The following is a 19713-nucleotide window of genomic DNA, read 5'->3' as shown; positions in this document are numbered from 1 at the left end:
ATTATTTCTGTTGAATTGAAAATTGTAATACTTGAATAAATTTGTTATCAATGAAGTCCTCTGTAGAGTCTTCAAGCTGTATGTGTATATCCGGATTCCGAAAATCACCGGATAAAGTGTCATAAATCAAAGAAGCCAGTTCTTGACCGCAATTATAATCATCCGATACCGCAGCAACATTCACATAAGGAATTTGCTCGGCTACACCGTACTTAGTACACGTCTGCTTGTATCCATCGCGCTGGTAAGTAATAAAATCGCCCTCCGTACCATCCGGAGCTATGACAGGGAAAATCTTGTCTTCTACCAGAGAAACAATATTAGGATTATCCAATAAAATAGTTCGTACCTCCGTTGTTATTTTGAACATGTCCATTATCTACGGGAATTAATGCGTTGAACTGCCTTTTGTGTGCCCTCATAAACGGCCTGCATAGCTCTGCTTCCTTCCGTTTTTTCTGTGTCCGTCCAGAATTGGTTACCCGGCATAACACCACGATTAGCACCAGATTTAGTATAGCGTCGCTTTGTACCTCTATCCACAAGATGAGAATGATTACCTCCCGGACGATCAAAACCGGCCAAAGCACCAAGTTTATTCCGTTTTACCCGATTGGTAAAAGAGTTCATAAGATGGTTGGTTTGTTTTCCGTGATGCAATAACCTAACACGTAGGTTGCTACGGCCTTTTACACGAAAGAGATTGACCGCAGAACGAAGCCCGCTCTTGATGGCCTTGTCCTTTTCAAAATTCTCAAGATTACGGACTAAGTACAGTATGCTATCTTTGTCAATAACTGAAGCTTGTATCATGTATTCAACTTTTTAAGGGTTAAAGTAAGTTCGTTATCACGAGGTTCAATCATTTTTATTTCCCAGGTACATTCAGCCCACTTTACGCGATAATTATAACTTATCTGAGGATATTTACGGACCAACATTACGGCCATCTGTCCGATAAACTGTTCCTTTGCATTCTCATCCCCGGTTACGATGGACTGTTTCTTTCGGTAAGCCCTACACCTGAATACTTCTTTGTATTCCTTGCTAATAGCTCCTGATGGTGTCTTCTCTTTTGTCAACGCCTCAAAAATCAAAGTCTCTTTCAATAACCCAGCTCTCATTTCTCGTAATTTCTGTAAAGTGAAACTAAATGTTCATAGGAAAGAGGAACTTTACTTGACTGAGCAAAAGCAACCGGTTCCCGGTTGGCATAAAACTGACCAACCATCAGAAGGATACACTGACGAAGAGGAGCAGGTATCTTACCAGTATTCTCCTCTTCCAAAGTCTTAAGGTCCTCACATATATCCTTAGATACAACAGCTTCGGCTACCTCGATAAGATTCTCGATGTATTCGTCATCTTCAGTAAATTCCTGTTCTACATTCAAATGACGCTTAGCCTGTTGTAACTCAATGTATGCCATATTTATTTCAATGATGCAATAGAGAATGATTCCGGACGAATCATGCCCATATTCCAGAAGGAACGGATCATTAAGCGCACATATCCATCGAGCATAAGAGTATAAGGATCGACTCTTACTTCGAGACCTCCCCATTGGCCAATAAAATAGTCATACCAATTACCGAAAACGATACCGAACTCATCAGCAGAATCCTGTAATTCTTTTGGCATATTATTCGTTCTTAAAGCCTTGTACCCGTTCAACAAGCCGTCTCCGTTTCCTGTGAAAATAAAGCCACCGGCTCCTGATTGGTCCTTCACTTTTGTTTTGGCTTTACCAATTAAAGAAGGATGCATGATATATGCCAGATTCCCTATGAGGGCATTATTCACATCAGCATTAGTTTCAAGCTCGACAACCTTTCCCCAGTCCATTGTACCGCTGATTTTCGGAACTTCCTGAAATAATCCGTCAGGAATCTTTTCATCATGTGCATGTTTGCCGAACGCAGTCTGTTCTACTTTTTGTGCAATGGCTATTGCAAGAGTCTGACGTACCAATCCTTCTACATCGGCGTTTTCTTGAATAAGCAACTGTTCGGAAAAGTCCACATAGGCAGTCAAGCGTTTAGGCTTGAAAGCGTCATTCTTATCAAGTTCTCCGGCACCATCTTTAGCTTTCGTGTTTTCACCTTCCCAGAAAACATTGGAACCACTATACGTTGGCCAATAAATATCGCCTTTCAAGCCCGTCATGAATCTTGCCCCTGCTTTAGCTAACACGAGATTTGATTGCAAAGGAAGCAACATCTCTTGCTGTTCTTGATCGATCACGACACCTTTAGGAGATTCTACAGTTGCCGTCAGCGGCGCACGTGATTCAACAGGAAGAACTATTGAATTCGCCGCAGCTCTTTCTATTCCACAATTGTTATGGAATTCTGTCGTTGCGGAAATAATTGAAGCATCCGACTCATGCTGTCTTTGTCCAGTTACCAGATTAGCCAAAGCACGACGGAAAGAGAATTTTTCTGTTCCAGAGATAACCCTAACGGCGGGCTGGCGATTCAAAGCTTCACGTTCTTCTATTTCAAGGTTGATTTCTGCCATACGTGTTTGGGCTGTACCCAGTTCCTCATTTTCTTCTGTAGTGAACTGACGTTTTTCACCTCTTGCAGCAGTAATAATTTCTTTTGAACGAGCAGAAAGCTGTTTCTTCTCATCCTTCAATTCGGTAATACTTTTTTCTTTTGCCATAACATTTAGATGTTTAATGATTTTTCTATATTTGAGTAATACTCTTCCAAATTTTCGTTGTTTTGGCGGGCAAATTCAGCCTCAGCCTGTTCCTTACCACGCATATACACCGAAGTCTTGCTATATGCGGCATTGTATACAGGAGCAATGTCGTATAGATTCCCTATCTTAGAGACTGTCCGCTTCCATACACCGTCTCTTTTCTTTTCCCAAGTGTCCTTTTCCACATCAAAGCAGAAGGAGCTCACACTGATCTCGCCCCGGCGGATATTTTCCAGCAATTCATCTCCAAGTGCTGTCTTAGGTGCCTCAAAACGATACTTAAGTCCCTTACTGTCGACAGATAAACTTAGTGATCCGTTCCCATTCGTACACCGGGCAAGTATTCCCCGACTCTGATTATGATTCAACAATGCAAACACATCACTTTTTTCAATGACTCCGTCCAAAGCCCCACGATCAATCACTTCTTCAAAGGATAAGCCGTCAGAAGATATCCCAAACAGTAAGGCGTAGCCCTCAACTGTACGTTTTTCCTCTTCTTCTCCGGTTACCTGTACCTGAAAGGCAGTGTTTCTAATTTCTCTTTTTTCATCCATAATCTTAGCTTTTACACACTAACCACAGAATTGTCGGACACTTTAAAATTTTCTTCATTATTTGTAGAAATTTCCTTGACCGCATTATCTAAAGTTTGCACATTGACAGGCACGAAGGATTTATCTCCGTTGGGATCGCGAGGAAGATTATTTTCCCTGCGAATAACATTCGGTGTAGCTCCACCAACATAGAACATGTCTTTCCAATAAGCCGCCTGTGCCGCTTTATCTGTGCGAAGAATGGCAGATGTATCAAACTCTGCAACCACACTGCCTCGTTCAGATGGAAGAAATACCTTGCGATTGATTTCCAGTTCTATTTTGGTTATTACAGCCAGTGCGGTATCTGTCAGATATTGGAGTTGTGTCGCCTCAACGGTAGAATAACTCGATTTGCTCAGATCAAAGGCTTTCACCGGAGATACGGAGAAAAAACGACAAATATCCACGACATTAAATTGCCGACTTTCAAGAAGTTGGCTGTCTTTTGGTGATATAGAAATAGGCTGGTATTTCATGTTTCCTTCCAATATAGCAATTCCGTTAGGTCTTTTTGCTATGCGTTTATCCCAAGTCTTATACATTTGCTCCTTTTGCGGATCATCCAATCGCTTATTTTCTACAGTCAAAATACCTGAGATACCACCACCACTATCAAAGAAGCCATCGGCGTGCTCCTCTGATTTAGTTGCTATATTTACAGACTGTGCGGCATGAGTCAAGGTAGATACCCCATAAATTCCGTCATAAGAGAAATTTAGTACATGAATCATATCACGAGGTTCCACAAGTTCCTTAAAACCAACAACCTGATATCGCTTTCTTAGAATGCCATTTTTGTCAGTAACCCAAACAATGGAAACTTGACTTTTAGGAAGATATATAAGCTGCAATGGTTCCAGATAGCTGCTGCGCTCAATATACGCAAACCCATTACCTTCCAAAAGCACAGAAGCCATTAAAGTTTTGAAGAATACAAATCTCGTCATATCTTCGTTAGGCTCAAGATTAAGGAGGTAATAGGCTGGATGTGTTTTAAAGTCTGTTTTAAAACCATCCTTGTCAAGACTATAGGTCTTTAGCGGCAACACGGCAACACTATCTGATATCAGGTCTACACAACGGTAAACAGTTGACAATAACATTGGCTTACTACGACTGGAAAGCAAATGTTTGTATCCACCTGGAAAATTATGTGCAGGTATTGCTGATATTTCCTTTTTACTTGCTTTCCTAATTTCAAAATTGTATCCGAATATATTCATATCACACTTTTCTACACCAACCAAAAAAGTGTCGGACATTTTAATAAAATTCTCCGTAGCGCGGTGATGTCAGATATCCGCCCAAAGCTTCCAGCATACCGATGACACCATCTATCTTCTTTTCTTCAAACTGCTTAGATGGCTTGGTGTTGCCATTTCTGTCCCTGGCCATTACTACATTGCGGAAGCAATGCCGATTTATCACATTATTATCTATCACGGCTTTCCCGGAAAGCAGAAGACGCTCCATCTCTTTGGTAGGTCGGTTAAAATTCCCGAGAGCCTGGCTAAAAGGTTCCATAGGCAACCCTTTTTCTTCGGCATTAATGGTAAATTGAGTGGCATTCCAGCTATCGTAAGCAATCTTTTGGATATAGACCTTATCCCGGATATCCATAATGTCATTGAGGATATAGTCATAGTCCGTCACGTTTCCCGGAGTGATTGTTATCAATCCCTGCCTGCGCCATTCCCCATAAAGTTCCTTGAAACGCTTCTCTTGAAGCGCGACTTCCGGCAGGTAGTATTTAACCTTGAAATAATACTTTTCTTCAGTTGGGAACATGAACGCAGCGCAGGTTAAGTCACTGGTACTTGATAAGTCAATACCCATGTAGCAATCCCTGTTTATGAAGTCATTAAAATCAATGTTGGCAGATGAATTCAAGATATAGTGTTCAGGTATCCAAACCGTCTCGGCATCACACCACATATTGATATTTTTTGTTTTGATACCTACTTCCTCAGATGGTGAGTTTACAGCCTTTTGCACCTGTTCTCGCAAATACTTTGCCTTGACAGTTACTCCAAGGTTCGGATTGCTTTTGGCCCAGTTCTTTTCATTTTTCCAGTCATCCCCTTCATCCAACGAATATATCAATGCGAATATGGTATCGTCTTCTTTTAGCCCTTTCAGAATTTCTGTACACATATCCCTGAATTGATAGCATGGCCCTAACTTATCAAAGCCTGCTGTAGTAATTATAACGCCCATTGGATCATCCCGCATACCCTGTCCGGACTGTAATACATCCTTTAGACCTGAATTCTTTGCGGCGTGATACTCGTCAAGCAAGAACATGGAAGGATTCGGACCGTCCAGCTTGGATGAATCAGCAGCCAGAACTTTTAGAAAAGATAGAGTCTTATCGAAATTGATCTGGTCGCGAAAGGAGTCCAGATATTTATGCTTTGGATCGAGTCCGGACACAAAGTTGCGACACATCTTGAAACTGACCTTAGCTTGGTCTTTGGAGTTGGCAGCCAAATATACTTCGGCCGCGGATTCCCCATCAGCAATAAGATGATAGAGACAAAGAGCAGCAGCAAAAGCGGACTTGCCATTTTTACGGGCCATCTCTATGTACACAAAGGAAATTAGTCGGCACCAAGTTCCATCCTCATCCTTCTTATAAAATCCGTAAATGCTGGCTACTGCAAACTTCTGCCATGGCAATAATTCGAAAGACATGCCGGCATGACGTCCCGTATAATGGCGAAGTAAGGCAATAAATTCAATAGCGTAATCCGCACATTCTTCACGGAATTCGATATCATCACGGTCAAATAAGGAATAGAAACGTTCTACGGCCAGCTTAATAAATTCACCCACTACTACTTTACCGTCGCGTACATCAGCAGCATATTGATAATAGCCTTTCATCTCTTTTTCCCCGGAGCCTTTTTGATAAACTTGTCCAATGGAGATTCTTCTTCCTTATCTGATTTCATTTCCTTGATATTTCCCCTGCTTTTAATGGTCAGGCCATACTCTGTCATGATCTTCATCACCTGGGCATAATTTTTAGTCGCAATATTCTGTGCGGGATTGGCGGCCCTTTCATATTTGATCATAACAACAGGACCATCAGCAAGCAAAATATCCGTAGCCTGTAAATACATCTCGTAACTGGTAGCGAGCATTCGGAGTGCTCCCAAATCAATGCTTTGTATAATCTTTCTTTTATTTAGTTCCTTGACTACATCCCGCATAAATTTCTGCGTTTCTTCCGATAATCCATCGGGCATATTAAACTTTACCATATTGATTAGATTTTTCTGACTAACCATTTTATTGTCGGACAGAAACAGTGTTAATAAATTAACAAATTCAAAATTTGAAAAAGTGGCGTGCGTGTGAAGAAGGGTTGGGCGAGGTTTCGGAAGTCAAAACCCTGAAAAAAAATACCCCTATCCCCTCCCTGATGTTCCACGAGATTTTAACACTTTGTTCCACGGAAAAGATAAAATAGGGAAATCCCTATTTATTTGCGTAAAGCAAACATTATTTGTTAAAAGTTTGCGTAAAGCAAATAAATGCATTATCTTTGTAACAGTTAAAGCAAGGGGCTTTAAATCATTTGACATTATGAAACAATTAATCGATGGAGTTTGGGAATACTCACTAATCAATCCTGATGGTTTTACTCTTAACATTGAGACAATGAAACCTGTTAAGTACGGAATTTCAGTGGCGTATCAAGAAACGCAAAACAGTTTCGGAAAAGAGAGTTTAAACGGAGTTATTAATCATGCTTTAGAACATAGTAAGACGGTTGGCGGATGGTTCGATACCGAAAGCGAACGTTACTACTTCGACAGCGTAAAGGTCTTTAAAAACTCGGAGATTGACAAGGCGATAGAGTTCGCAAAGAAAAACAATCAACTTGCAATCTACGATATGACAAACGTAAAAGAGATTAGAATTAAGTAAGGGGTTCGCCCCTTGCTTTTTCTTTCTTTTCTAAAATAGAAATAGTATGGAAAAAGAATTTATTAATGGTTACAGAAGAATGGGGATAGATATTGAACCATTGGAAGACGGTACGGTAAAAGTTACTCAGGCAAGGCTGATCAACGGGTATATACTGAACCAAAAGCAGCTCATTGAACGGGGGAAAGAACTGTATCCAGATTCAAAGATTATCCCGGTGGCGTATTCTTTGAATGTAGATGATATTACAGTTGAATGGATAGAAAGTAAGATGCAGGAGTTTGGCATAAAGAGGAATGATCTAATAAAGCAATTAGCTATTGATCGTTCTTCTTTGAGCCTTATCATGTCTGGTAAACGTGAGCTGTCCAAACCTATGCGGGCAACGTTCTTTTATTATTTCCTGACGTATGAATTGAACCGGGATTTCAGGGAACATCTGGATAGTCTATAATTTGTTGTGGATCTTTTGATGACATTGCTTACAAAGACTCATCAGGTTGTCATAATCATAGGCAAGGAATAACCGTTGCTGTGGATCATCCGTGCTCATAAATGAAATGATATGGTGAATGTCTTCAGCCGGCACCGTTTTATTTTCTTTCAAGCATAGTTCACATAGTGGATTACATGCCAATTTCCACGCACGCAACCGGCGCCAGCGTTCAGAGTTATATATCTTCCGTCGCTCGGCATTGTATTGGCTATTGTCTTTCGGCTGTTTCTTCTTTGGCTTGTATATAGTCGGCATAGGGTATTTTCTTTAGTTGTTGGGCATCTCTTATTGTCTGAAACTCTATCATCCGGTAGCGATGAAGAAAATGTTTTACCAGATCTTCATCAGTAGTACATTTCAAGGATTCTTCATCTTGAATAACGTACAGAACTGTGTCCTGAAAGATATCTTCATGGCTTCGGGAATCAAAATACCCAGTTACCTGTCGGAAGCATAAGGCCCGCAGTTTATCATAATTGCGGGCTATGCTTCCAGCAATAACCGGATAATACTTACTGTTCTTGTATCGGTTTCTCATCAAGTTTTAAATTTCCTGCATCGTCCACTATGTCGTTAAGCCCTTTCATCACTAATGAACGAACAACTACGGAGACTTTAGCACTTGTCTTACCGGATAATTCTTCTAATAGCATTAGTGTACGGTCATCAAATCGGATTGATATTCTTTTCTTCTTCATTATTTAAGCCTCATCAATTTATCACGTTTATACTCTTCCGCATATTGCCGGGTGGCTTTACTCTTTGTGACATAGATCACGGTTGTACCTGACACCCGGACGGGACAGAGATTCTTTTCTCTTTCCCGTTGCCTGGCAATGATTTCGTCAAGGTTTTCTATATTCTTAGTAGTATCCGGCTTACTTTCTTCTACCGGACCTTTACGTTTCTTATCCCTTTTATTCTGCATCTTTATTTTTTTATTAGTTATTACTTTCTGAAAAACATATCACCACTGATAGAACGTGCGGTGTCTTCTCCTGTTAGGCGAATGTATCGGAAGAAGTTCTGTTCGGTTCGATGGCCGGTGAGTTTCATTATCTCTAAGGTCTTCATCCGACCGGTAAGGTACATATTCGTTGCTGCTGATCGGCGAGCTGTATGACTGCTTATCAATTCCCATTTTTCACTGGTAACAGTTACCAGTTTTCCGCCTTGGGTATAGGAGAATGTAATCTTATCGTTTAATCCAATTTCTCGCATGATAATCTTCAAGTACTTATTAAAGTACTGAATGCAAAGTTCACTTGGTATATTCCCGCTGTACTTCGCAAAGATTTCTTTCACATAATCATGAACCGGCACCTTTACGTCTACATTGGTTTTCTTCGTGCGCTTTACTATGTATCCATTTTGAAGGTTGTCTTTAGTAAGCGTTGAATAATCAGAGTACCTTAAGGCTGTAAGACATCCAACTACGAACAAGTCTCTAATACGTTCCTTAGCCTTTCTTTTATCTTGCTTAGTAAACTTATAATAATAGATCCTTGTGATCTCATTCATCGAAAGGAACACCTCGTTTGTCTCCTCCAGGCGCATATCAATCTCATCATAGGTTGAATCTACTGCGTAATTGTATTGGCTTGCTTTTCGTACCATAGACTGTATCTTTAAGATATACCCAACAATTGTATTATGCCTTAAATTCTGGTTCTCCAAGTAGATTATGAAATCATCCAGAAATTCCTCAGTAATCGAATTGGTGAAAATGTCGCAATCGTACAACTCAGAGAATTGGTCGATATGCTTCATGATGGCATCATAGACTACTGCATAGTTTGCAGACTTGCGTCTGGATCGCTTTTCAAGTACTTCGTGCATGAAACCGGTGAAGTAGATTCCTTCAAGTGGTTTCTCTTGGCGGAAGTGGTTAATGTAGTCCTTTCTCGCTGGGCGAGCTGGGACCGGGGAAAATACTTGTAATGCTTTGACTATATCATTTTAAAAGGTTACTATTATCATCTTCCGTATCAAGGGAAAGCTTTCCCTCTATTATCTCTATTCCATCTTCACAGGCCACATTCTCACAGAAAGCCTTCTTCTGATAGAATTCGCACCATCCATTGCCGAATGAGTCTTCATTGGCAAACAGCTTACATTCACCGCACACTTGCTCCTGATTCATACTTATTCACTTATCTTGATTTGATTAAATCAGAAACATACGCCCATCTGATAGCATTATATTCCTCTAAATCTTTTCTGATATTAGATGTAGCAAACCATGACGTTAAGTGCCCGCTACCAACTTGCACACATATATGCTCACCTTTCTTCGGCTCCTCACTGACTTCATGCCATGGGGATTCTTTTCTCCCATTTTCGTAACCTTTCGCATATACTTTCCGTAAATAGCACTCTATTACATGAGGTTGGTTTATTCGATTAGCCAATTGGCTTACTATGTCTTTTAGCTTCATTTTTTTCGGTTATGAACTAAATGATAAATAATCTTTTAGACGCAGATGACACGGATCTTTTTTTTATCCACTTTTATAGCGCAGCCTTTTAAATCCGCGTTATCTGTGTCATCCGCGTCTAAAAAATAATATACCGAATGGCGCTAATCACTTATCACCAAACACTAATCACTTTTATTCCTTTCTGTACCGTTATAAATTAAATTCTATATTTGTCGAATAACTTTTTAAGTTCTTCCTCAAATTCAGTTTCTTGTTCTCTGGATATATAAATCAGAGTTTTGTCATTAACCTTGATTTTTGCTTCATATTCATCTACTTCCTCCAAAACGAATTCAACACCAATATTTTCATAAATTGTTCTTGCCATATTCTTGTTCCTTTCTATATTGTTTTGAGGGTTATTCAGTAGCCTTTTTAATTGCATCACATAATACATCATAGGCAGGTTCATCTACGCAGACATATTTTAGTGCTTCTTGGCACGCTTTTAATAATTCAGGAGCAGCCGCTATTAACTTGGCTGTCTCTCGTTGTTTTTTCGTTCCATTCGCATGCCCCCCAAATGGAAAAGCTACAACAGCCAAAGGGAACTCAATAGATGTATCTTCTTTTATAAAGATTGCACCATCAGGAAAGATGGGGGTAGTTGTTTCAACCGTTTTCCATTTTACTAAATTTTCTTTTTTACTCATTTCTTTATAATTTTGAATTTAAGTCCAACTCTATTTCGATAACTAATCTCTGTTTCCCCGGATTGGAGACGCTGCAACGCTTCTTGACAATGTTCGTCCGTTTCAAAGCCCATCCCAAAGACTAAATTCTCCGTACCACGTACTTTCTCCTGTAAATCGACAATGGTATATAATACAGTCTTTTTAGGATTGAACGGTTTGGTACATATAAGATACCTTGAATCACAAGCGCGGACAGTATATGCGTTTCGTTCACCATCAAAATGGATTTTATCACCAACTTTAAATCGTTTCATATCTTATTAGTTTTGAAGATGACTTCGCGATTTACGAGGCCATCTGATTCTTTATATTTCCCTCTTTTCTTTCGCTCTCTTGCAACATCCTGCCACCATGCAGAACTTACACCATGATTGTAGAGACTCATGTATTTCTCCATTACGTCGATACTTCAAGGGATAAAAATATTTCAGACGGAAGTATTTCCCGCAATGGGTGCAACGCTTATGTAATACTCCATCGATGTTCATGTAGTTGTTCTTCCTTCTGCCAACAGGCAGACCGTCACTTCCGAGTACTATCATGATGCCATCTTTTTACGGATTAAACCGATGTTCTTTTTCACAAGAGAAATTATTCGTTCATGGTACTCAGTATTTTTGTTACAAGTACCGCGAGACTGAACGATCTCAAAAGTCTTCAATGATACCTCTATTGTCTCAATACGTTTTTCCCCAATACGGGCCGACAAGATAAGACTATCACTAAGCTTGTAATATTCGTTCGTATATACGCAATGGTGCATTGCTTTACCCTCCTGGTAGAACTGAGTCACACTTTCCAACGGACGGATAGTGATGCTCCCGTCCGTAATCTTTAAGCCAAAGAACTTCTCCATTTTTTTATAAAACCGGGCGATATTTTCCTTGCGCTCTTTTTCATGACGAATCTTCTCCATCCGCTCCTGTTCTCTTCTCTGTCTGGTCTCAATATCCCTCTTTTTGTTCACAAGTAAATCGTGTTCAGTCTTCAGGTCCTTGGGACAAACATAATGGGCATTACGCACATCCTTGTGAAAGTACAATAGCAAGCCGACATAATCATTCCACATAGAGGCGTCTTTGATAATATAATGATTCCTGTTGCAGATATTAAAGGAAGGCTTATAGCGGAGTTGGTAATATCCTTCTTTGAACATGTGTTTAAGCATTGACATCTGTCCTGTCTTTAGGCAAAGCTCTGCATCGTTATCTCCTTTTAAAAGAGAACATATGAGTCTTGACGGATTAACATCTGGAAATTTTCTGCTAATACCTCGTTTCTTTAATTCGGATATCAACTCTACTTTGGAGTATAAGTACCCATAAATCGCATAGATATCTCCGTAATGATAATAGCCATTACTACCATATTCATCCTTTATGCTTAAAGGACTTGAATATATCCATCCGTTACCACCCATATTCATCGGTTTGGCCATGACAGTACGCTTTCCATCCGCTGTGATCCATTCCTGAACGGTTTCAAAAAAAGAGTAACGAATATGAGAAGAAATGGTAGTGTAGGCCGTTTTTTTATAGGCACATTTACAGCATAATACATGCCTTATCACTTGGAATCCGCCCACAACTTGCAGAATAGACATATACACTTCGTCTGTACTTTTCTTCTTCCGGCTTACCTTTACCTTTAGCTTATGATGGCAATATGGACATTCGGTACTATCTCCTAAAATGATAGCACCCAACTCGCTGTTGTTTGTGTCTATCCAGGCTCCACCACAATCAGAACACCACAATTCATTCTTGCATTTATACGCTTCATGAGCAAACAGATGTTCTGTTGCCCAGCGTTTGTGTGCATTAGTTATTTCAGATAACTTGTTGCTAAGCTCCGAAACTGTTTTCTGTAATTTGGTTCTCGGTTTCATAATTAGAATAAACTCATTTGTTCTACCTCTGTAACCTCTTTCTTTGACCGTGACGGCTTTTTCTTTAGCATAGCATATTGTTCTTCGGTCAGGCGTTTAATCGCTTCCTCACGGGCTTTTTTCTCGTCTTCCTCGGTTAACTTAACCGGCTTGGCTGGTGTTGTAGTAGAAGCAGAAGTTCTAACGTTTGACGGCAGCTTATTAACTTTGATATCATCCTCATCATAGTAATGGACTGCCATTCCGTAGACTACATCATTATCCATCATGCAGCCTTGCGCATTGGATGCAAAAGCAGTACTATTTTTGAGGGCTTCGCCAAAAATATAGGTACAACATTCATCGATGCTTTTATTCTTCTTTGCATAAGACTTTGCAAATAATTCGTCTGTCCGGGCACGCTCATCAAGATATGACTTGATGATGTCCTTTATTGATTCTTGTTTACTCATAGCAACTTTTATTTATTTCTTATCTGTATATATCCCCTGCGTTCGGTTTCCCTGAGAAGTTCCATATCCTCATCTTTGATGCTACAAGAGGTCTCTCCGTTAACCGTAGTGTATTCAGGTATATTAAACTTTTCCCGTATCTTCTTCTTAATTCTTGGAATGTCCTTCAGGTCAACATTCCTAAGATCCCAGTAGATTGTTACTTTCATTGATCTACAGTGTATAATTTGCATCCCGTTTTCTCTTTTGCCCTGAGTAAGAAGTTAGCTGCCTCGTCATTATCTACTATCAACTTTACAGCGGTTAATCCTTCTGTTCTTGGTTTCTGAAAAAGTAAAGAGCAAGGTTGATCGTAATACATCCAGTAGAAGATAAATTCGGCTAACCGAAAATTATCTATCTGAACGATATATTTCTTCGGGGGACGCTGCATATCAAATTCTAACTAAGCTTCTCTATTTGATAAGCCTTCACATCGTTGTACCATTTACCGTTGATTTCACGTGCTTCTACAGTAAACCGTACCCTTACCTTTTCATCGACTGATGGAGCATCTTCTACAGGACCATCGAAACTGAGCATAGAGAATCTCATCCTGAGAGGGAAACGTTCTATAGTTTCCAAAACAAACTCTTTCTTCTGCCAGTCTTTTCCTGTCTTCGTTTGTCCATTGGTGGTTGGCAATGCCACTAATATTTTGCCTTCGGCTTCACAATTCATAAACTAATATTTTTATTGTTATAATTTTTATTTTTCAGCCCTTCCATGTCGGTTCCCGACAACCCTTCGGGCTGTATAGGACAAGTTGCCGTATATCGTTAAAAGTGCTGTTTTAAAAGCGTATATCTCTTATTATCAAATAATTACACGCGCACCATAAGGTGCTTTTTAATTCTTGTGTAATTTATTGGTTATCAAACGATTATCTTTTTATTCGAATCGGTGTAAATATCCCAACCTGATAACTCGCTAAAAGACGTTCTTTAAATTCACGCTCTAATTCGCCTATTTCTTCCACGTACTTCACCCGCTCTGTTGGCCAGATGCGAGCGAAATTGCGGATCGTTTCCCATTGTTTCTTAGTAAGCTCACCATTCAGATACATCTTCTTGTACCGTTCCTTGTAGCGCGTCACTCCTATACGCTGTATCTCACGCGCTTTGTCAAGTTGGGACATCTTTACACCTTTCGTAGCGGACAACTCTCTTACAAAGTTTATCTCTGACCAATCCTTGTAGAAAATGCGACCAACTTTGGATAAGAAGGAATTATCAGTTAGTTCGGTCAAAGGGATGGACTGATGTTTGTATATCGTTTCGATACGCAATATATTAGCACCAACCCGGCGCCCCTTTTCTCCGGCTTCGAAGGTCTTATCATAAATCTTTAGCACCTTACGGAAATATTTGCTTTTCTCCGTTGTCTTCTGTTTGGATTCGGGAAAGTTGGCATCATTCCATAATATCCGACCGGATGCTTCCCGGACCTGCTTTATATACTCATCCGCTGGCAGTTTCATTTTCATTGTAATACCGATTTCGTAGTAGGTAACTACAGCGTTTTCCGGCTTTACAGAAAGTCTTAACAGAAGCTCTTTGATTGTCCGGACTGCCATCGCAAAAGTCATTGGACGAGAATTATCCAGTTTTCCGGTACGCCCCTTACTCCATAACTTGCAGATAGAACATTTACAGCGCAGCTTACTTCCCCTGACCTCAATAAAACAACCGTCGAAGTTGGCGTATGCCGTTGACTTATAATAGACCTCATCACCTTCTGTACATTGCTCCAGATAGTTGCGAAGAACGATAGTGTCAATATCGGCAGTGTCAATAGTTGCCTTTATTATCAGCTTATCGAACATAAACTACCTATTTATCACTTGTATAAGGATATACATCAATGATAGGAGTTTCAACAACCGACCCTATGCGGTATTCCGCCATTGTACCTTTCATCCCTTCATGTAACTTAGTCGTTGCATCCTCTGTTGAGGCGCCTTGTACAAGTACATAGGTTGATGTTTTCTTTTCGGCACCGCTTTTATCATCCAGGGTAATGAAAATTAGTTTGCACTTGAACCAACGGTCAGCTGCTTCTTCTTCGCTTGGGAATAATTCGCTATAGTTAGCACGTTTGATGTCCGATACCGTAAACTCTCCTGAAATAAACGGTGTCATTTCCTCAATAATACGTGCTTCTGCTTCCGTAAAGCTGAGCGCGTCCACCAGATAAGGCTCCGTCACTTTCTTATTCATTCCGTTCTCCATTACTTTTTCGTAACGAATCTTACATATAAACCATGTGTGCATTGACATGACTATTTCTTTTTATTGTTCAACTTCTTTATAAACTTCTTGCACCGACGACATAAGTCCTGATCAGGAGATGTCTTAGGTGCATACTTCTCAATCCTTTCTGAGCATTGGCGGAGAAGGCGCTCTAATCCTTGTATGTCCGTTTTGCATAGCTCCATGTTATTTGATTTGTTTTTCTGTCTTTAGGCGCTTAACCTCTTTCCGATAATGATCTATCATTGTCTGATATTCAAAGTCGGAGATCTTATTAATTTGAGTCTTCATCGCTTCAAGCATCGATACAGTAGCTTCTCCGTACTTGGCAATCAATCCACGTCGATACCCCTGAATGTTGCCTTCATCAAATCGGTTACATTTCCGGCATTGGGCATTGCAATTTTTTTCGCTGAATCTTGTAGCCATGTGCTGGCGGTTGATGTAATGCCCGCAATCGGATTCGTCAAAAGGCAGGATATTACCACAGGAGATACACCTGAACATTCCGTTCGGCATCACATCCCGAAGGCGGATATACTTGGCAAATACCACATCGAGGCGATTTTTCAATTTACTTTTTGCCATAAGAAATACCTGTTATTTGCCGATATTGATCTTCGCTACGGAAACGTATGGCATTCTGATACCAAACACTGTTGGCCGCCTGATAAGGATGCTCGTCAGTTAAATCACTTGAGTTTTCGTCTGACAGGCGAGCGATGATAGCACATTTACGTTCTTCGTCATTCCATAAGATGGCGGTATCTCCAATACGAGGAACTTCTTCTACATGATCCGTCAGGTCGCAGTGAAAATCGCCATAATGTTCAGGCTCAAATATGATAAGCAACTTGTTATCAATAGCTTCAATTGACACACGGCTACATTCTGCCGGTATCTTGTAATCTATCAGTTTCATTTTCATGGCTAATATATTTTTGAATCATAAAATTCTTGATGCCTCATATACTCCCGAGCTACTTCGTACCGGGAAGCCGGTGCGATACGATCATGGATGTATTGGTACTTTTCAAAGCTCATACCGGAAAGAATATCATCGGTATATTCAACCCTGCCGGAATAAATACATCCTACAACTACAATGGCAATAAGAATTGCATGAATGATATATTTGCTGGTCTTGTTCATGCCTGATTCTCTTTGTTAACTGTAAATCGTAATACATCCGAACCCCTACATTCCCAACGTCCGAAGCGTCCATCTTCAATTCTTACATAACTGATTTTTCCCTCTCCAGCAAGACGTTCTAATCGTCTCCGGCCACCAACGAGAATAGAAGCCTGGTTTTTGTTAAATGTTACCTTTTCGGCAGCTTTCATTATTTCTTGTAGTCTATCCATGATTAGTCCTCCTTTCCAATGAATTTATTTACAAAGTATATTTGGCCTTTCCCAGTAACTTTGCTTGTAGTAGTTACAATGATGTCACCGTCAGGTTTAGTTATTGTTGTCTTTTTGATTTCGAACAGTCCTAATTCCATAGCTTTCTGTGTGGGCTGGTTGTAGCACTGTCCTTTATTGCAGAGATAGCCATTCTTGCGCATCCATGCGAACAATCGATTCTGTCCTATGGTTACCCCATTTTGAGGGATGATTTTTGCAAGTTCAGACACCAGGCAACAACGCTGGGAAGTCGAGACAGCCTCAGCGAACAGAACCTTAGGTTTATTTGCTTCAATCTGCTTTTGCTGATTTTCTATTTCCTCTTGTTGGTGGGCAGCAAGAAGAAGTGCTTCTTTGAAGGAGCTGGGAACCTGAAAATTTCCATTCCGCCTTTCTTTTTCTAATTGTTCCCAACGAAGAATCAATTTTGCCCGGGCCTCGTCATTAAACTTAGTAGCAACATAGAGGCATTCGGTCTTTGTAAGTTCGTAATAAGGCTCTTCTTTATGCCCACCGTTAGGTAACTCTCTGATTTTGAACATTAGGGAAAATTTTCCCTGTTGTACTTTCTCCCATGCAGGTTCCATTACTCGAATAGCCTTCATTATATCATTGTGAGGCTTGCCTGTGAGTTCTGCAATTTCAATTGAACTCATCGTTTCTTTAATCAATTCAAGATTTCCCATATCCTTTTTCTCCTCCTAAGAGAAAAGCTCATCCTTTTCATAGACCGATTGTAGGAGTTTGTCTATTACTGGGGATGAGCTTTCTAAATGTTTTCTGTACCGCGGAAACTCCTACATAACCGCTAATTGTGTCGTAAAACATTCAGCTTTGATTGGATAATTGAAAAGGACTGCCTATCTTTGCAAGCGATCAAACATACGACGATAGGAATTAGGGACGCTTCTCTAACAGCCCTTTTTATATCCGTCTGTGAGCTTAGTGACGTTTTACGAATGCAAATATAGTTCAATATTGAACCATTCAATGAATACAGTTCAATATTGAACTATATTTAACTTTTTATAATACATATTACTAAATGGATACATTTTCATCACGTCTAATGAGGGTACTAATGGAACTAAATTGGACCAACTACCGATTAGCAAAAGAATGCGGTTTTTCTAAATCAAGTGTATCAAATTGGCTAAAGGACAAAGTTAAACCAGACGATTCTAAACTTGAGGTAATAGCAAGAGTTACTGGCGTTAATAAGAAATGGTTAAAAGAGGGCGGAGAGCCAATCATCTGGGATAGAAATGAAGACTTTGATATTTCTATGGAAGTTAGCCTTGAACAAGAATTAAGGTATGATATAGAACAACTATACAACAGTCTTGAAGGTACCAATTATGAAAAGGCAGAAATTATTTCTAAACAATTAGGGTGCTCTATTGAAAAGGTAAAAAGTGTATTAAGAGAGCAAACAGATTTATTATCAGTAAATACAAAAATAAAAACAGAGACTCGCCCACGTATTCCCTATACTGCCGCAGCCGGCTCCCTGACTAATGCGATGAATGGTATTACAGCAGATCAGTGTGAACATATACCCCGAATCAATATTTTCCCTGAATATGACTTTACCATTATCATAAAAGGAGATAGCATGGAACCAAAATACGAAGGAGGGGATGAAGTTGCCTGCAAACGTATAGATAGTACATCTTTTATCCAATGGGGTAAGGTACATGTACTTGATACCGCACAAGGTATCCTGATTAAAAGAGCATATGAGGATGGTGAGAAGATACGTTGTGTATCATACAATCCGGAATATCCGGATTTCTCGATAGATAAGAGTGAGATTTATTCAATGAGTTTAGTTGTTGGTTTAGTAAGATTATAATGCAGAAAACACTACTAATATTAATCATAGCTATTCAAGCAACCCTCAGTGAGGCACAAGAATTTCGTTTCGGCTTATACACCCGAAATAGTTCTAGGATATTCGAACAAATCTCACCATCTCTGATAGCTGATAAAAATATGAATCTCAGTTATTTATTTAATTTTGAAAAGCCCATAATAACTGTTTATATAGAGAAAGACACTGCTGATATTGCACTACATACAGATAAACCTGAATTCTTTTTCTATCTACCAAGCGATAGGGATAGTACGACTCTATCTGTAAAAAGCATGGTGGCCTTGATAAAGAATTACCCATTCATATATGCAGAATCACCAGAAGATTTCATACTAGTACCCATCTTCAATATGAGACGTGGAAGAGCAATAAGACTTGCAAAGGAAAAGTATTTTTATGGCACAAATTTTAAGCCATTTAAAGACGATATAATAGATTACAACATCATTTCTATGCCAGAGGATAATGCCTATAAAATAGAACTAACTAATCCTTTACCTAAAGGAGAATACGGTTTCATTTATAACAGACCTACTCCATATGATATGGTGATTTACGATTTCAGAATAGAATAACTAATGTGATTATTAACCCTATTTGGATATGACAGAAATAAATTCATTTTCTTTCTCCGGGTTATGGTTAATGAAATCTTTAGCCATCTCAATGATGAAACCCTGCTCAAGTTCTTTCTCCTCTGGAGTTTTCTCATGCAAAGATGGATTCCCAAAGATTACTCCACCAGGAATATAATCACTCCAGCCTGTTTCAAGTAAAATTTTCATAATCTAATAATGTTTTTTACAAAAGTACAATTTATATATGGAAAATAAAACAGTCTGATTATCCGTTTATGCACCTGTTATATTCGCAATTACTAGTCTG

At 39.6% G+C, this 19713-nt stretch carries 35 protein-coding genes; 5 read left to right on the top strand and 30 right to left on the bottom strand.

Annotated elements, in window-relative coordinates:
- Position 1: 1 nt before the first annotated feature.
- The 9 genes from DWW10_RS20835 to DWW10_RS20795 are packed head-to-tail and all read right to left on the bottom strand — an operon-like array spanning position 2 to position 6574.
- On the bottom strand, positions 2 to 376 hold the full coding sequence (locus DWW10_RS20835; protein WP_118487318.1) for a DUF3168 domain-containing protein: 375 nt from the start codon (positions 374 to 376) through the stop codon (positions 2 to 4).
- Positions 376 to 813, bottom strand: coding sequence for a hypothetical protein (locus tag DWW10_RS20830; protein ID WP_118487316.1), 438 nt, complete (start codon positions 811 to 813; stop codon positions 376 to 378). Before DWW10_RS20830 ends, DWW10_RS20835 begins: the two co-directional genes overlap by 1 nt.
- Positions 810 to 1124, bottom strand: a complete 315-nt coding sequence (locus DWW10_RS20825; protein WP_118487314.1) for a phage head completion protein — start codon at positions 1122 to 1124, stop codon at positions 810 to 812. The genes DWW10_RS20830 and DWW10_RS20825 overlap by 4 nt, the downstream gene beginning before the upstream one ends.
- A complete protein-coding gene (locus DWW10_RS20820) occupies positions 1121 to 1429 on the bottom strand; it encodes a head-tail connector protein (protein ID WP_118487312.1) in 309 nt (102 codons plus the stop codon). The genes DWW10_RS20825 and DWW10_RS20820 overlap by 4 nt, the downstream gene beginning before the upstream one ends.
- A gap of 2 nt (positions 1430 to 1431) precedes the next feature.
- A complete protein-coding gene (locus DWW10_RS20815; RefSeq protein ID WP_118487310.1) occupies positions 1432 to 2667 on the bottom strand; it encodes a phage major capsid protein in 1236 nt (411 codons plus the stop codon).
- Positions 2668 to 2672: 5 nt separating this feature from the next.
- On the bottom strand, positions 2673 to 3266 hold the full coding sequence (locus DWW10_RS20810; RefSeq protein ID WP_118487308.1) for an HK97 family phage prohead protease: 594 nt from the start codon (positions 3264 to 3266) through the stop codon (positions 2673 to 2675).
- 11 nt (positions 3267 to 3277) lie between these two features.
- A complete protein-coding gene (locus DWW10_RS20805) occupies positions 3278 to 4570 on the bottom strand; it encodes a phage portal protein (RefSeq protein WP_259320513.1) in 1293 nt (430 codons plus the stop codon).
- A gap of 1 nt (position 4571) precedes the next feature.
- Positions 4572 to 6194 (bottom strand): terminase large subunit, encoded by a 1623-nt coding sequence (locus DWW10_RS20800; RefSeq protein ID WP_118487306.1) that lies wholly within the window; start codon positions 6192 to 6194, stop codon positions 4572 to 4574.
- A complete protein-coding gene (locus DWW10_RS20795; protein WP_118487354.1) occupies positions 6191 to 6574 on the bottom strand; it encodes a phage terminase small subunit P27 family in 384 nt (127 codons plus the stop codon). Before DWW10_RS20795 ends, DWW10_RS20800 begins: the two co-directional genes overlap by 4 nt.
- 325 nt (positions 6575 to 6899) lie before the next feature.
- Here DWW10_RS20795 and DWW10_RS20790 point away from each other — a divergent pair, with 325 nt between their 5' ends.
- Complete coding sequence (locus DWW10_RS20790; RefSeq protein ID WP_259320512.1) at positions 6900 to 7244, top strand: hypothetical protein; 345 nt, start codon at positions 6900 to 6902, stop codon at positions 7242 to 7244.
- 46 nt (positions 7245 to 7290) lie between these two features.
- Positions 7291 to 7698 carry a hypothetical protein gene (locus DWW10_RS20785; protein WP_118487302.1) on the top strand — a complete coding sequence of 136 codons (408 nt, stop codon included), beginning with the start codon at positions 7291 to 7293 and terminating at the stop codon, positions 7696 to 7698.
- On the opposite strand, the gene DWW10_RS20780 is transcribed toward DWW10_RS20785, so the two are convergent.
- From DWW10_RS20780 to DWW10_RS20690, 18 genes are all read right to left on the bottom strand, one after another.
- A complete protein-coding gene (locus DWW10_RS20780; protein WP_118487300.1) occupies positions 7693 to 7995 on the bottom strand; it encodes an HNH endonuclease signature motif containing protein in 303 nt (100 codons plus the stop codon). The genes DWW10_RS20785 and DWW10_RS20780 overlap by 6 nt on opposite strands.
- Complete coding sequence (locus DWW10_RS20775; protein ID WP_118487299.1) at positions 7949 to 8278, bottom strand: hypothetical protein; 330 nt, start codon at positions 8276 to 8278, stop codon at positions 7949 to 7951. Before DWW10_RS20775 ends, DWW10_RS20780 begins: the two co-directional genes overlap by 47 nt.
- Positions 8253 to 8438, bottom strand: a complete 186-nt coding sequence (locus DWW10_RS20770; RefSeq protein ID WP_118487297.1) for a ribbon-helix-helix domain-containing protein — start codon at positions 8436 to 8438, stop codon at positions 8253 to 8255. The genes DWW10_RS20775 and DWW10_RS20770 overlap by 26 nt, the downstream gene beginning before the upstream one ends.
- The gene (locus DWW10_RS20765; RefSeq protein ID WP_118487295.1) at positions 8438 to 8668 is read right to left on the bottom strand and encodes a hypothetical protein; all 231 of its coding nucleotides are present in this window, start codon (positions 8666 to 8668) and stop codon (positions 8438 to 8440) included. Before DWW10_RS20765 ends, DWW10_RS20770 begins: the two co-directional genes overlap by 1 nt.
- Positions 8669 to 8688: 20 nt before the next feature.
- Positions 8689 to 9579, bottom strand: coding sequence for a site-specific integrase (locus DWW10_RS20760; RefSeq protein ID WP_259320511.1), 891 nt, complete (start codon positions 9577 to 9579; stop codon positions 8689 to 8691).
- Between the two features lie 115 nt (positions 9580 to 9694).
- Positions 9695 to 9883 carry a hypothetical protein gene (locus DWW10_RS20755; RefSeq protein ID WP_118487291.1) on the bottom strand — a complete coding sequence of 63 codons (189 nt, stop codon included), beginning with the start codon at positions 9881 to 9883 and terminating at the stop codon, positions 9695 to 9697.
- 494 nt (positions 9884 to 10377) lie between these two features.
- Positions 10378 to 10548, bottom strand: a complete 171-nt coding sequence (locus DWW10_RS26135; protein ID WP_165361049.1) for a hypothetical protein — start codon at positions 10546 to 10548, stop codon at positions 10378 to 10380.
- A gap of 31 nt (positions 10549 to 10579) precedes the next feature.
- Positions 10580 to 10873, bottom strand: coding sequence for a hypothetical protein (locus DWW10_RS20740; protein WP_118487285.1), 294 nt, complete (start codon positions 10871 to 10873; stop codon positions 10580 to 10582).
- Positions 10870 to 11169, bottom strand: a complete 300-nt coding sequence (locus DWW10_RS20735) for a hypothetical protein (RefSeq protein WP_118487283.1) — start codon at positions 11167 to 11169, stop codon at positions 10870 to 10872. The genes DWW10_RS20740 and DWW10_RS20735 overlap by 4 nt, the downstream gene beginning before the upstream one ends.
- A gap of 51 nt (positions 11170 to 11220) precedes the next feature.
- Positions 11221 to 11457 (bottom strand): hypothetical protein, encoded by a 237-nt coding sequence (locus tag DWW10_RS25920; protein ID WP_147350482.1) that lies wholly within the window; start codon positions 11455 to 11457, stop codon positions 11221 to 11223.
- On the bottom strand, positions 11454 to 12803 hold the full coding sequence (locus DWW10_RS20730) for a PcfJ domain-containing protein (protein ID WP_118487281.1): 1350 nt from the start codon (positions 12801 to 12803) through the stop codon (positions 11454 to 11456). Before DWW10_RS20730 ends, DWW10_RS25920 begins: the two co-directional genes overlap by 4 nt.
- Positions 12804 to 12805: 2 nt before the next feature.
- Entirely contained in the window at positions 12806 to 13255 is a 450-nt protein-coding gene (locus tag DWW10_RS20725) for a PcfK-like family protein (protein WP_118487279.1), read from the bottom strand.
- Between the two features lie 8 nt (positions 13256 to 13263).
- Positions 13264 to 13464: a hypothetical protein gene (locus DWW10_RS20720; protein ID WP_118487277.1), complete on the bottom strand. Its 201-nt coding sequence runs from the start codon at positions 13462 to 13464 to the stop codon at positions 13264 to 13266.
- 232 nt (positions 13465 to 13696) lie between these two features.
- Positions 13697 to 13975, bottom strand: coding sequence for a DUF3127 domain-containing protein (locus DWW10_RS20710; protein ID WP_118487273.1), 279 nt, complete (start codon positions 13973 to 13975; stop codon positions 13697 to 13699).
- Between the two features lie 202 nt (positions 13976 to 14177).
- Positions 14178 to 15119 carry a hypothetical protein gene (locus DWW10_RS20705; RefSeq protein WP_118487271.1) on the bottom strand — a complete coding sequence of 314 codons (942 nt, stop codon included), beginning with the start codon at positions 15117 to 15119 and terminating at the stop codon, positions 14178 to 14180.
- 7 nt (positions 15120 to 15126) lie between these two features.
- Complete coding sequence (locus DWW10_RS20700) at positions 15127 to 15573, bottom strand: DUF4494 domain-containing protein (RefSeq protein ID WP_118487269.1); 447 nt, start codon at positions 15571 to 15573, stop codon at positions 15127 to 15129.
- 159 nt (positions 15574 to 15732) lie between these two features.
- Positions 15733 to 16134, bottom strand: coding sequence for a recombination protein NinG (locus DWW10_RS20695; RefSeq protein ID WP_118487267.1), 402 nt, complete (start codon positions 16132 to 16134; stop codon positions 15733 to 15735).
- Positions 16121 to 16474: a hypothetical protein gene (locus DWW10_RS20690; protein WP_118487265.1), complete on the bottom strand. Its 354-nt coding sequence runs from the start codon at positions 16472 to 16474 to the stop codon at positions 16121 to 16123. The genes DWW10_RS20695 and DWW10_RS20690 overlap by 14 nt, the downstream gene beginning before the upstream one ends.
- Positions 16475 to 16506: 32 nt before the next feature.
- On the opposite strand from DWW10_RS20690, the gene DWW10_RS26130 reads away from it, so the two are divergent.
- The gene (locus tag DWW10_RS26130; protein ID WP_182021494.1) at positions 16507 to 16704 is read left to right on the top strand and encodes a hypothetical protein; all 198 of its coding nucleotides are present in this window, start codon (positions 16507 to 16509) and stop codon (positions 16702 to 16704) included.
- Here the strand turns inward: DWW10_RS26130 and DWW10_RS20680 are convergent.
- Both DWW10_RS20680 and DWW10_RS26505 read right to left on the bottom strand, forming a co-directional pair.
- Positions 16695 to 16910 (bottom strand): hypothetical protein, encoded by a 216-nt coding sequence (locus DWW10_RS20680; RefSeq protein ID WP_118487261.1) that lies wholly within the window; start codon positions 16908 to 16910, stop codon positions 16695 to 16697. The two genes, DWW10_RS26130 and DWW10_RS20680, sit on opposite strands and share 10 nt — an antisense overlap.
- A 2-nt stretch (positions 16911 to 16912) precedes the next feature.
- Positions 16913 to 17638, bottom strand: coding sequence for a phage antirepressor KilAC domain-containing protein (locus DWW10_RS26505; protein ID WP_118487259.1), 726 nt, complete (start codon positions 17636 to 17638; stop codon positions 16913 to 16915).
- Positions 17639 to 18033: 395 nt separating this feature from the next.
- On the opposite strand from DWW10_RS26505, the gene DWW10_RS20670 reads away from it, so the two are divergent.
- Complete coding sequence (locus tag DWW10_RS20670) at positions 18034 to 18807, top strand: LexA family transcriptional regulator (RefSeq protein WP_182021492.1); 774 nt, start codon at positions 18034 to 18036, stop codon at positions 18805 to 18807.
- A gap of 140 nt (positions 18808 to 18947) precedes the next feature.
- The gene (locus DWW10_RS20665; RefSeq protein ID WP_147350481.1) at positions 18948 to 19403 is read left to right on the top strand and encodes a hypothetical protein; all 456 of its coding nucleotides are present in this window, start codon (positions 18948 to 18950) and stop codon (positions 19401 to 19403) included.
- Between the two features lie 18 nt (positions 19404 to 19421).
- On the opposite strand, the gene DWW10_RS20660 is transcribed toward DWW10_RS20665, so the two are convergent.
- Entirely contained in the window at positions 19422 to 19613 is a 192-nt protein-coding gene (locus DWW10_RS20660; protein WP_118487253.1) for a hypothetical protein, read from the bottom strand.
- Positions 19614 to 19713: the final 100 nt, after the last annotated feature.

Source organism: Bacteroides intestinalis (genome assembly GCF_003464595.1).
Classification (GTDB): domain Bacteria; phylum Bacteroidota; class Bacteroidia; order Bacteroidales; family Bacteroidaceae; genus Bacteroides; species Bacteroides intestinalis_A.
Note: the sequence above shows the minus strand (reverse complement) of the source record. Positions and strands in the feature narration are given on the sequence as shown.

Excerpts from the sequence above, each read along its gene's own strand:
- DWW10_RS20835 (WP_118487318.1), bottom strand. The coding sequence starts at position 376 with ATGGACATGTTCAAAATAACAACGGAGGTACGAACTATTTTATTGGAT.
- DWW10_RS20830 (WP_118487316.1), bottom strand. The coding sequence starts at position 813 with ATGATACAAGCTTCAGTTATTGACAAAGATAGCATACTGTACTTAGTC.
- DWW10_RS20825 (WP_118487314.1), bottom strand. The coding sequence starts at position 1,124 with ATGAGAGCTGGGTTATTGAAAGAGACTTTGATTTTTGAGGCGTTGACA.
- DWW10_RS20820 (WP_118487312.1), bottom strand. The coding sequence starts at position 1,429 with ATGGCATACATTGAGTTACAACAGGCTAAGCGTCATTTGAATGTAGAA.
- DWW10_RS20815 (WP_118487310.1), bottom strand. The coding sequence starts at position 2,667 with ATGGCAAAAGAAAAAAGTATTACCGAATTGAAGGATGAGAAGAAACAG.
- DWW10_RS20810 (WP_118487308.1), bottom strand. The coding sequence starts at position 3,266 with ATGGATGAAAAAAGAGAAATTAGAAACACTGCCTTTCAGGTACAGGTA.
- DWW10_RS20805 (WP_259320513.1), bottom strand. The coding sequence starts at position 4,570 with ATGTCCGACACTTTTTTGGTTGGTGTAGAAAAGTGTGATATGAATATA.
- DWW10_RS20800 (WP_118487306.1), bottom strand. The coding sequence starts at position 6,194 with ATGAAAGGCTATTATCAATATGCTGCTGATGTACGCGACGGTAAAGTA.
- DWW10_RS20795 (WP_118487354.1), bottom strand. The coding sequence starts at position 6,574 with ATGGTAAAGTTTAATATGCCCGATGGATTATCGGAAGAAACGCAGAAA.
- DWW10_RS20790 (WP_259320512.1), top strand. The coding sequence starts at position 6,900 with ATGAAACAATTAATCGATGGAGTTTGGGAATACTCACTAATCAATCCT.
- DWW10_RS20785 (WP_118487302.1), top strand. The coding sequence starts at position 7,291 with ATGGAAAAAGAATTTATTAATGGTTACAGAAGAATGGGGATAGATATT.
- DWW10_RS20780 (WP_118487300.1), bottom strand. The coding sequence starts at position 7,995 with ATGCCGACTATATACAAGCCAAAGAAGAAACAGCCGAAAGACAATAGC.
- DWW10_RS20775 (WP_118487299.1), bottom strand. The coding sequence starts at position 8,278 with ATGAGAAACCGATACAAGAACAGTAAGTATTATCCGGTTATTGCTGGA.
- DWW10_RS20770 (WP_118487297.1), bottom strand. The coding sequence starts at position 8,438 with ATGAAGAAGAAAAGAATATCAATCCGATTTGATGACCGTACACTAATG.
- DWW10_RS20765 (WP_118487295.1), bottom strand. The coding sequence starts at position 8,668 with ATGCAGAATAAAAGGGATAAGAAACGTAAAGGTCCGGTAGAAGAAAGT.
- DWW10_RS20760 (WP_259320511.1), bottom strand. The coding sequence starts at position 9,579 with ATGCACGAAGTACTTGAAAAGCGATCCAGACGCAAGTCTGCAAACTAT.
- DWW10_RS20755 (WP_118487291.1), bottom strand. The coding sequence starts at position 9,883 with ATGAATCAGGAGCAAGTGTGCGGTGAATGTAAGCTGTTTGCCAATGAA.
- DWW10_RS26135 (WP_165361049.1), bottom strand. The coding sequence starts at position 10,548 with ATGGCAAGAACAATTTATGAAAATATTGGTGTTGAATTCGTTTTGGAG.
- DWW10_RS20740 (WP_118487285.1), bottom strand. The coding sequence starts at position 10,873 with ATGAGTAAAAAAGAAAATTTAGTAAAATGGAAAACGGTTGAAACAACT.
- DWW10_RS20735 (WP_118487283.1), bottom strand. The coding sequence starts at position 11,169 with ATGAAACGATTTAAAGTTGGTGATAAAATCCATTTTGATGGTGAACGA.
- DWW10_RS25920 (WP_147350482.1), bottom strand. The coding sequence starts at position 11,457 with ATGATAGTACTCGGAAGTGACGGTCTGCCTGTTGGCAGAAGGAAGAAC.
- DWW10_RS20730 (WP_118487281.1), bottom strand. The coding sequence starts at position 12,803 with ATGAAACCGAGAACCAAATTACAGAAAACAGTTTCGGAGCTTAGCAAC.
- DWW10_RS20725 (WP_118487279.1), bottom strand. The coding sequence starts at position 13,255 with ATGAGTAAACAAGAATCAATAAAGGACATCATCAAGTCATATCTTGAT.
- DWW10_RS20720 (WP_118487277.1), bottom strand. The coding sequence starts at position 13,464 with ATGAAAGTAACAATCTACTGGGATCTTAGGAATGTTGACCTGAAGGAC.
- DWW10_RS20710 (WP_118487273.1), bottom strand. The coding sequence starts at position 13,975 with ATGAATTGTGAAGCCGAAGGCAAAATATTAGTGGCATTGCCAACCACC.
- DWW10_RS20705 (WP_118487271.1), bottom strand. The coding sequence starts at position 15,119 with ATGTTCGATAAGCTGATAATAAAGGCAACTATTGACACTGCCGATATT.
- DWW10_RS20700 (WP_118487269.1), bottom strand. The coding sequence starts at position 15,573 with ATGTCAATGCACACATGGTTTATATGTAAGATTCGTTACGAAAAAGTA.
- DWW10_RS20695 (WP_118487267.1), bottom strand. The coding sequence starts at position 16,134 with ATGGCAAAAAGTAAATTGAAAAATCGCCTCGATGTGGTATTTGCCAAG.
- DWW10_RS20690 (WP_118487265.1), bottom strand. The coding sequence starts at position 16,474 with ATGAAAATGAAACTGATAGATTACAAGATACCGGCAGAATGTAGCCGT.
- DWW10_RS26130 (WP_182021494.1), top strand. The coding sequence starts at position 16,507 with ATGCCTCATATACTCCCGAGCTACTTCGTACCGGGAAGCCGGTGCGAT.
- DWW10_RS20680 (WP_118487261.1), bottom strand. The coding sequence starts at position 16,910 with ATGGATAGACTACAAGAAATAATGAAAGCTGCCGAAAAGGTAACATTT.
- DWW10_RS26505 (WP_118487259.1), bottom strand. The coding sequence starts at position 17,638 with ATGGGAAATCTTGAATTGATTAAAGAAACGATGAGTTCAATTGAAATT.
- DWW10_RS20670 (WP_182021492.1), top strand. The coding sequence starts at position 18,034 with ATGGAACTAAATTGGACCAACTACCGATTAGCAAAAGAATGCGGTTTT.
- DWW10_RS20665 (WP_147350481.1), top strand. The coding sequence starts at position 18,948 with ATGAATCTCAGTTATTTATTTAATTTTGAAAAGCCCATAATAACTGTT.
- DWW10_RS20660 (WP_118487253.1), bottom strand. The coding sequence starts at position 19,613 with ATGAAAATTTTACTTGAAACAGGCTGGAGTGATTATATTCCTGGTGGA.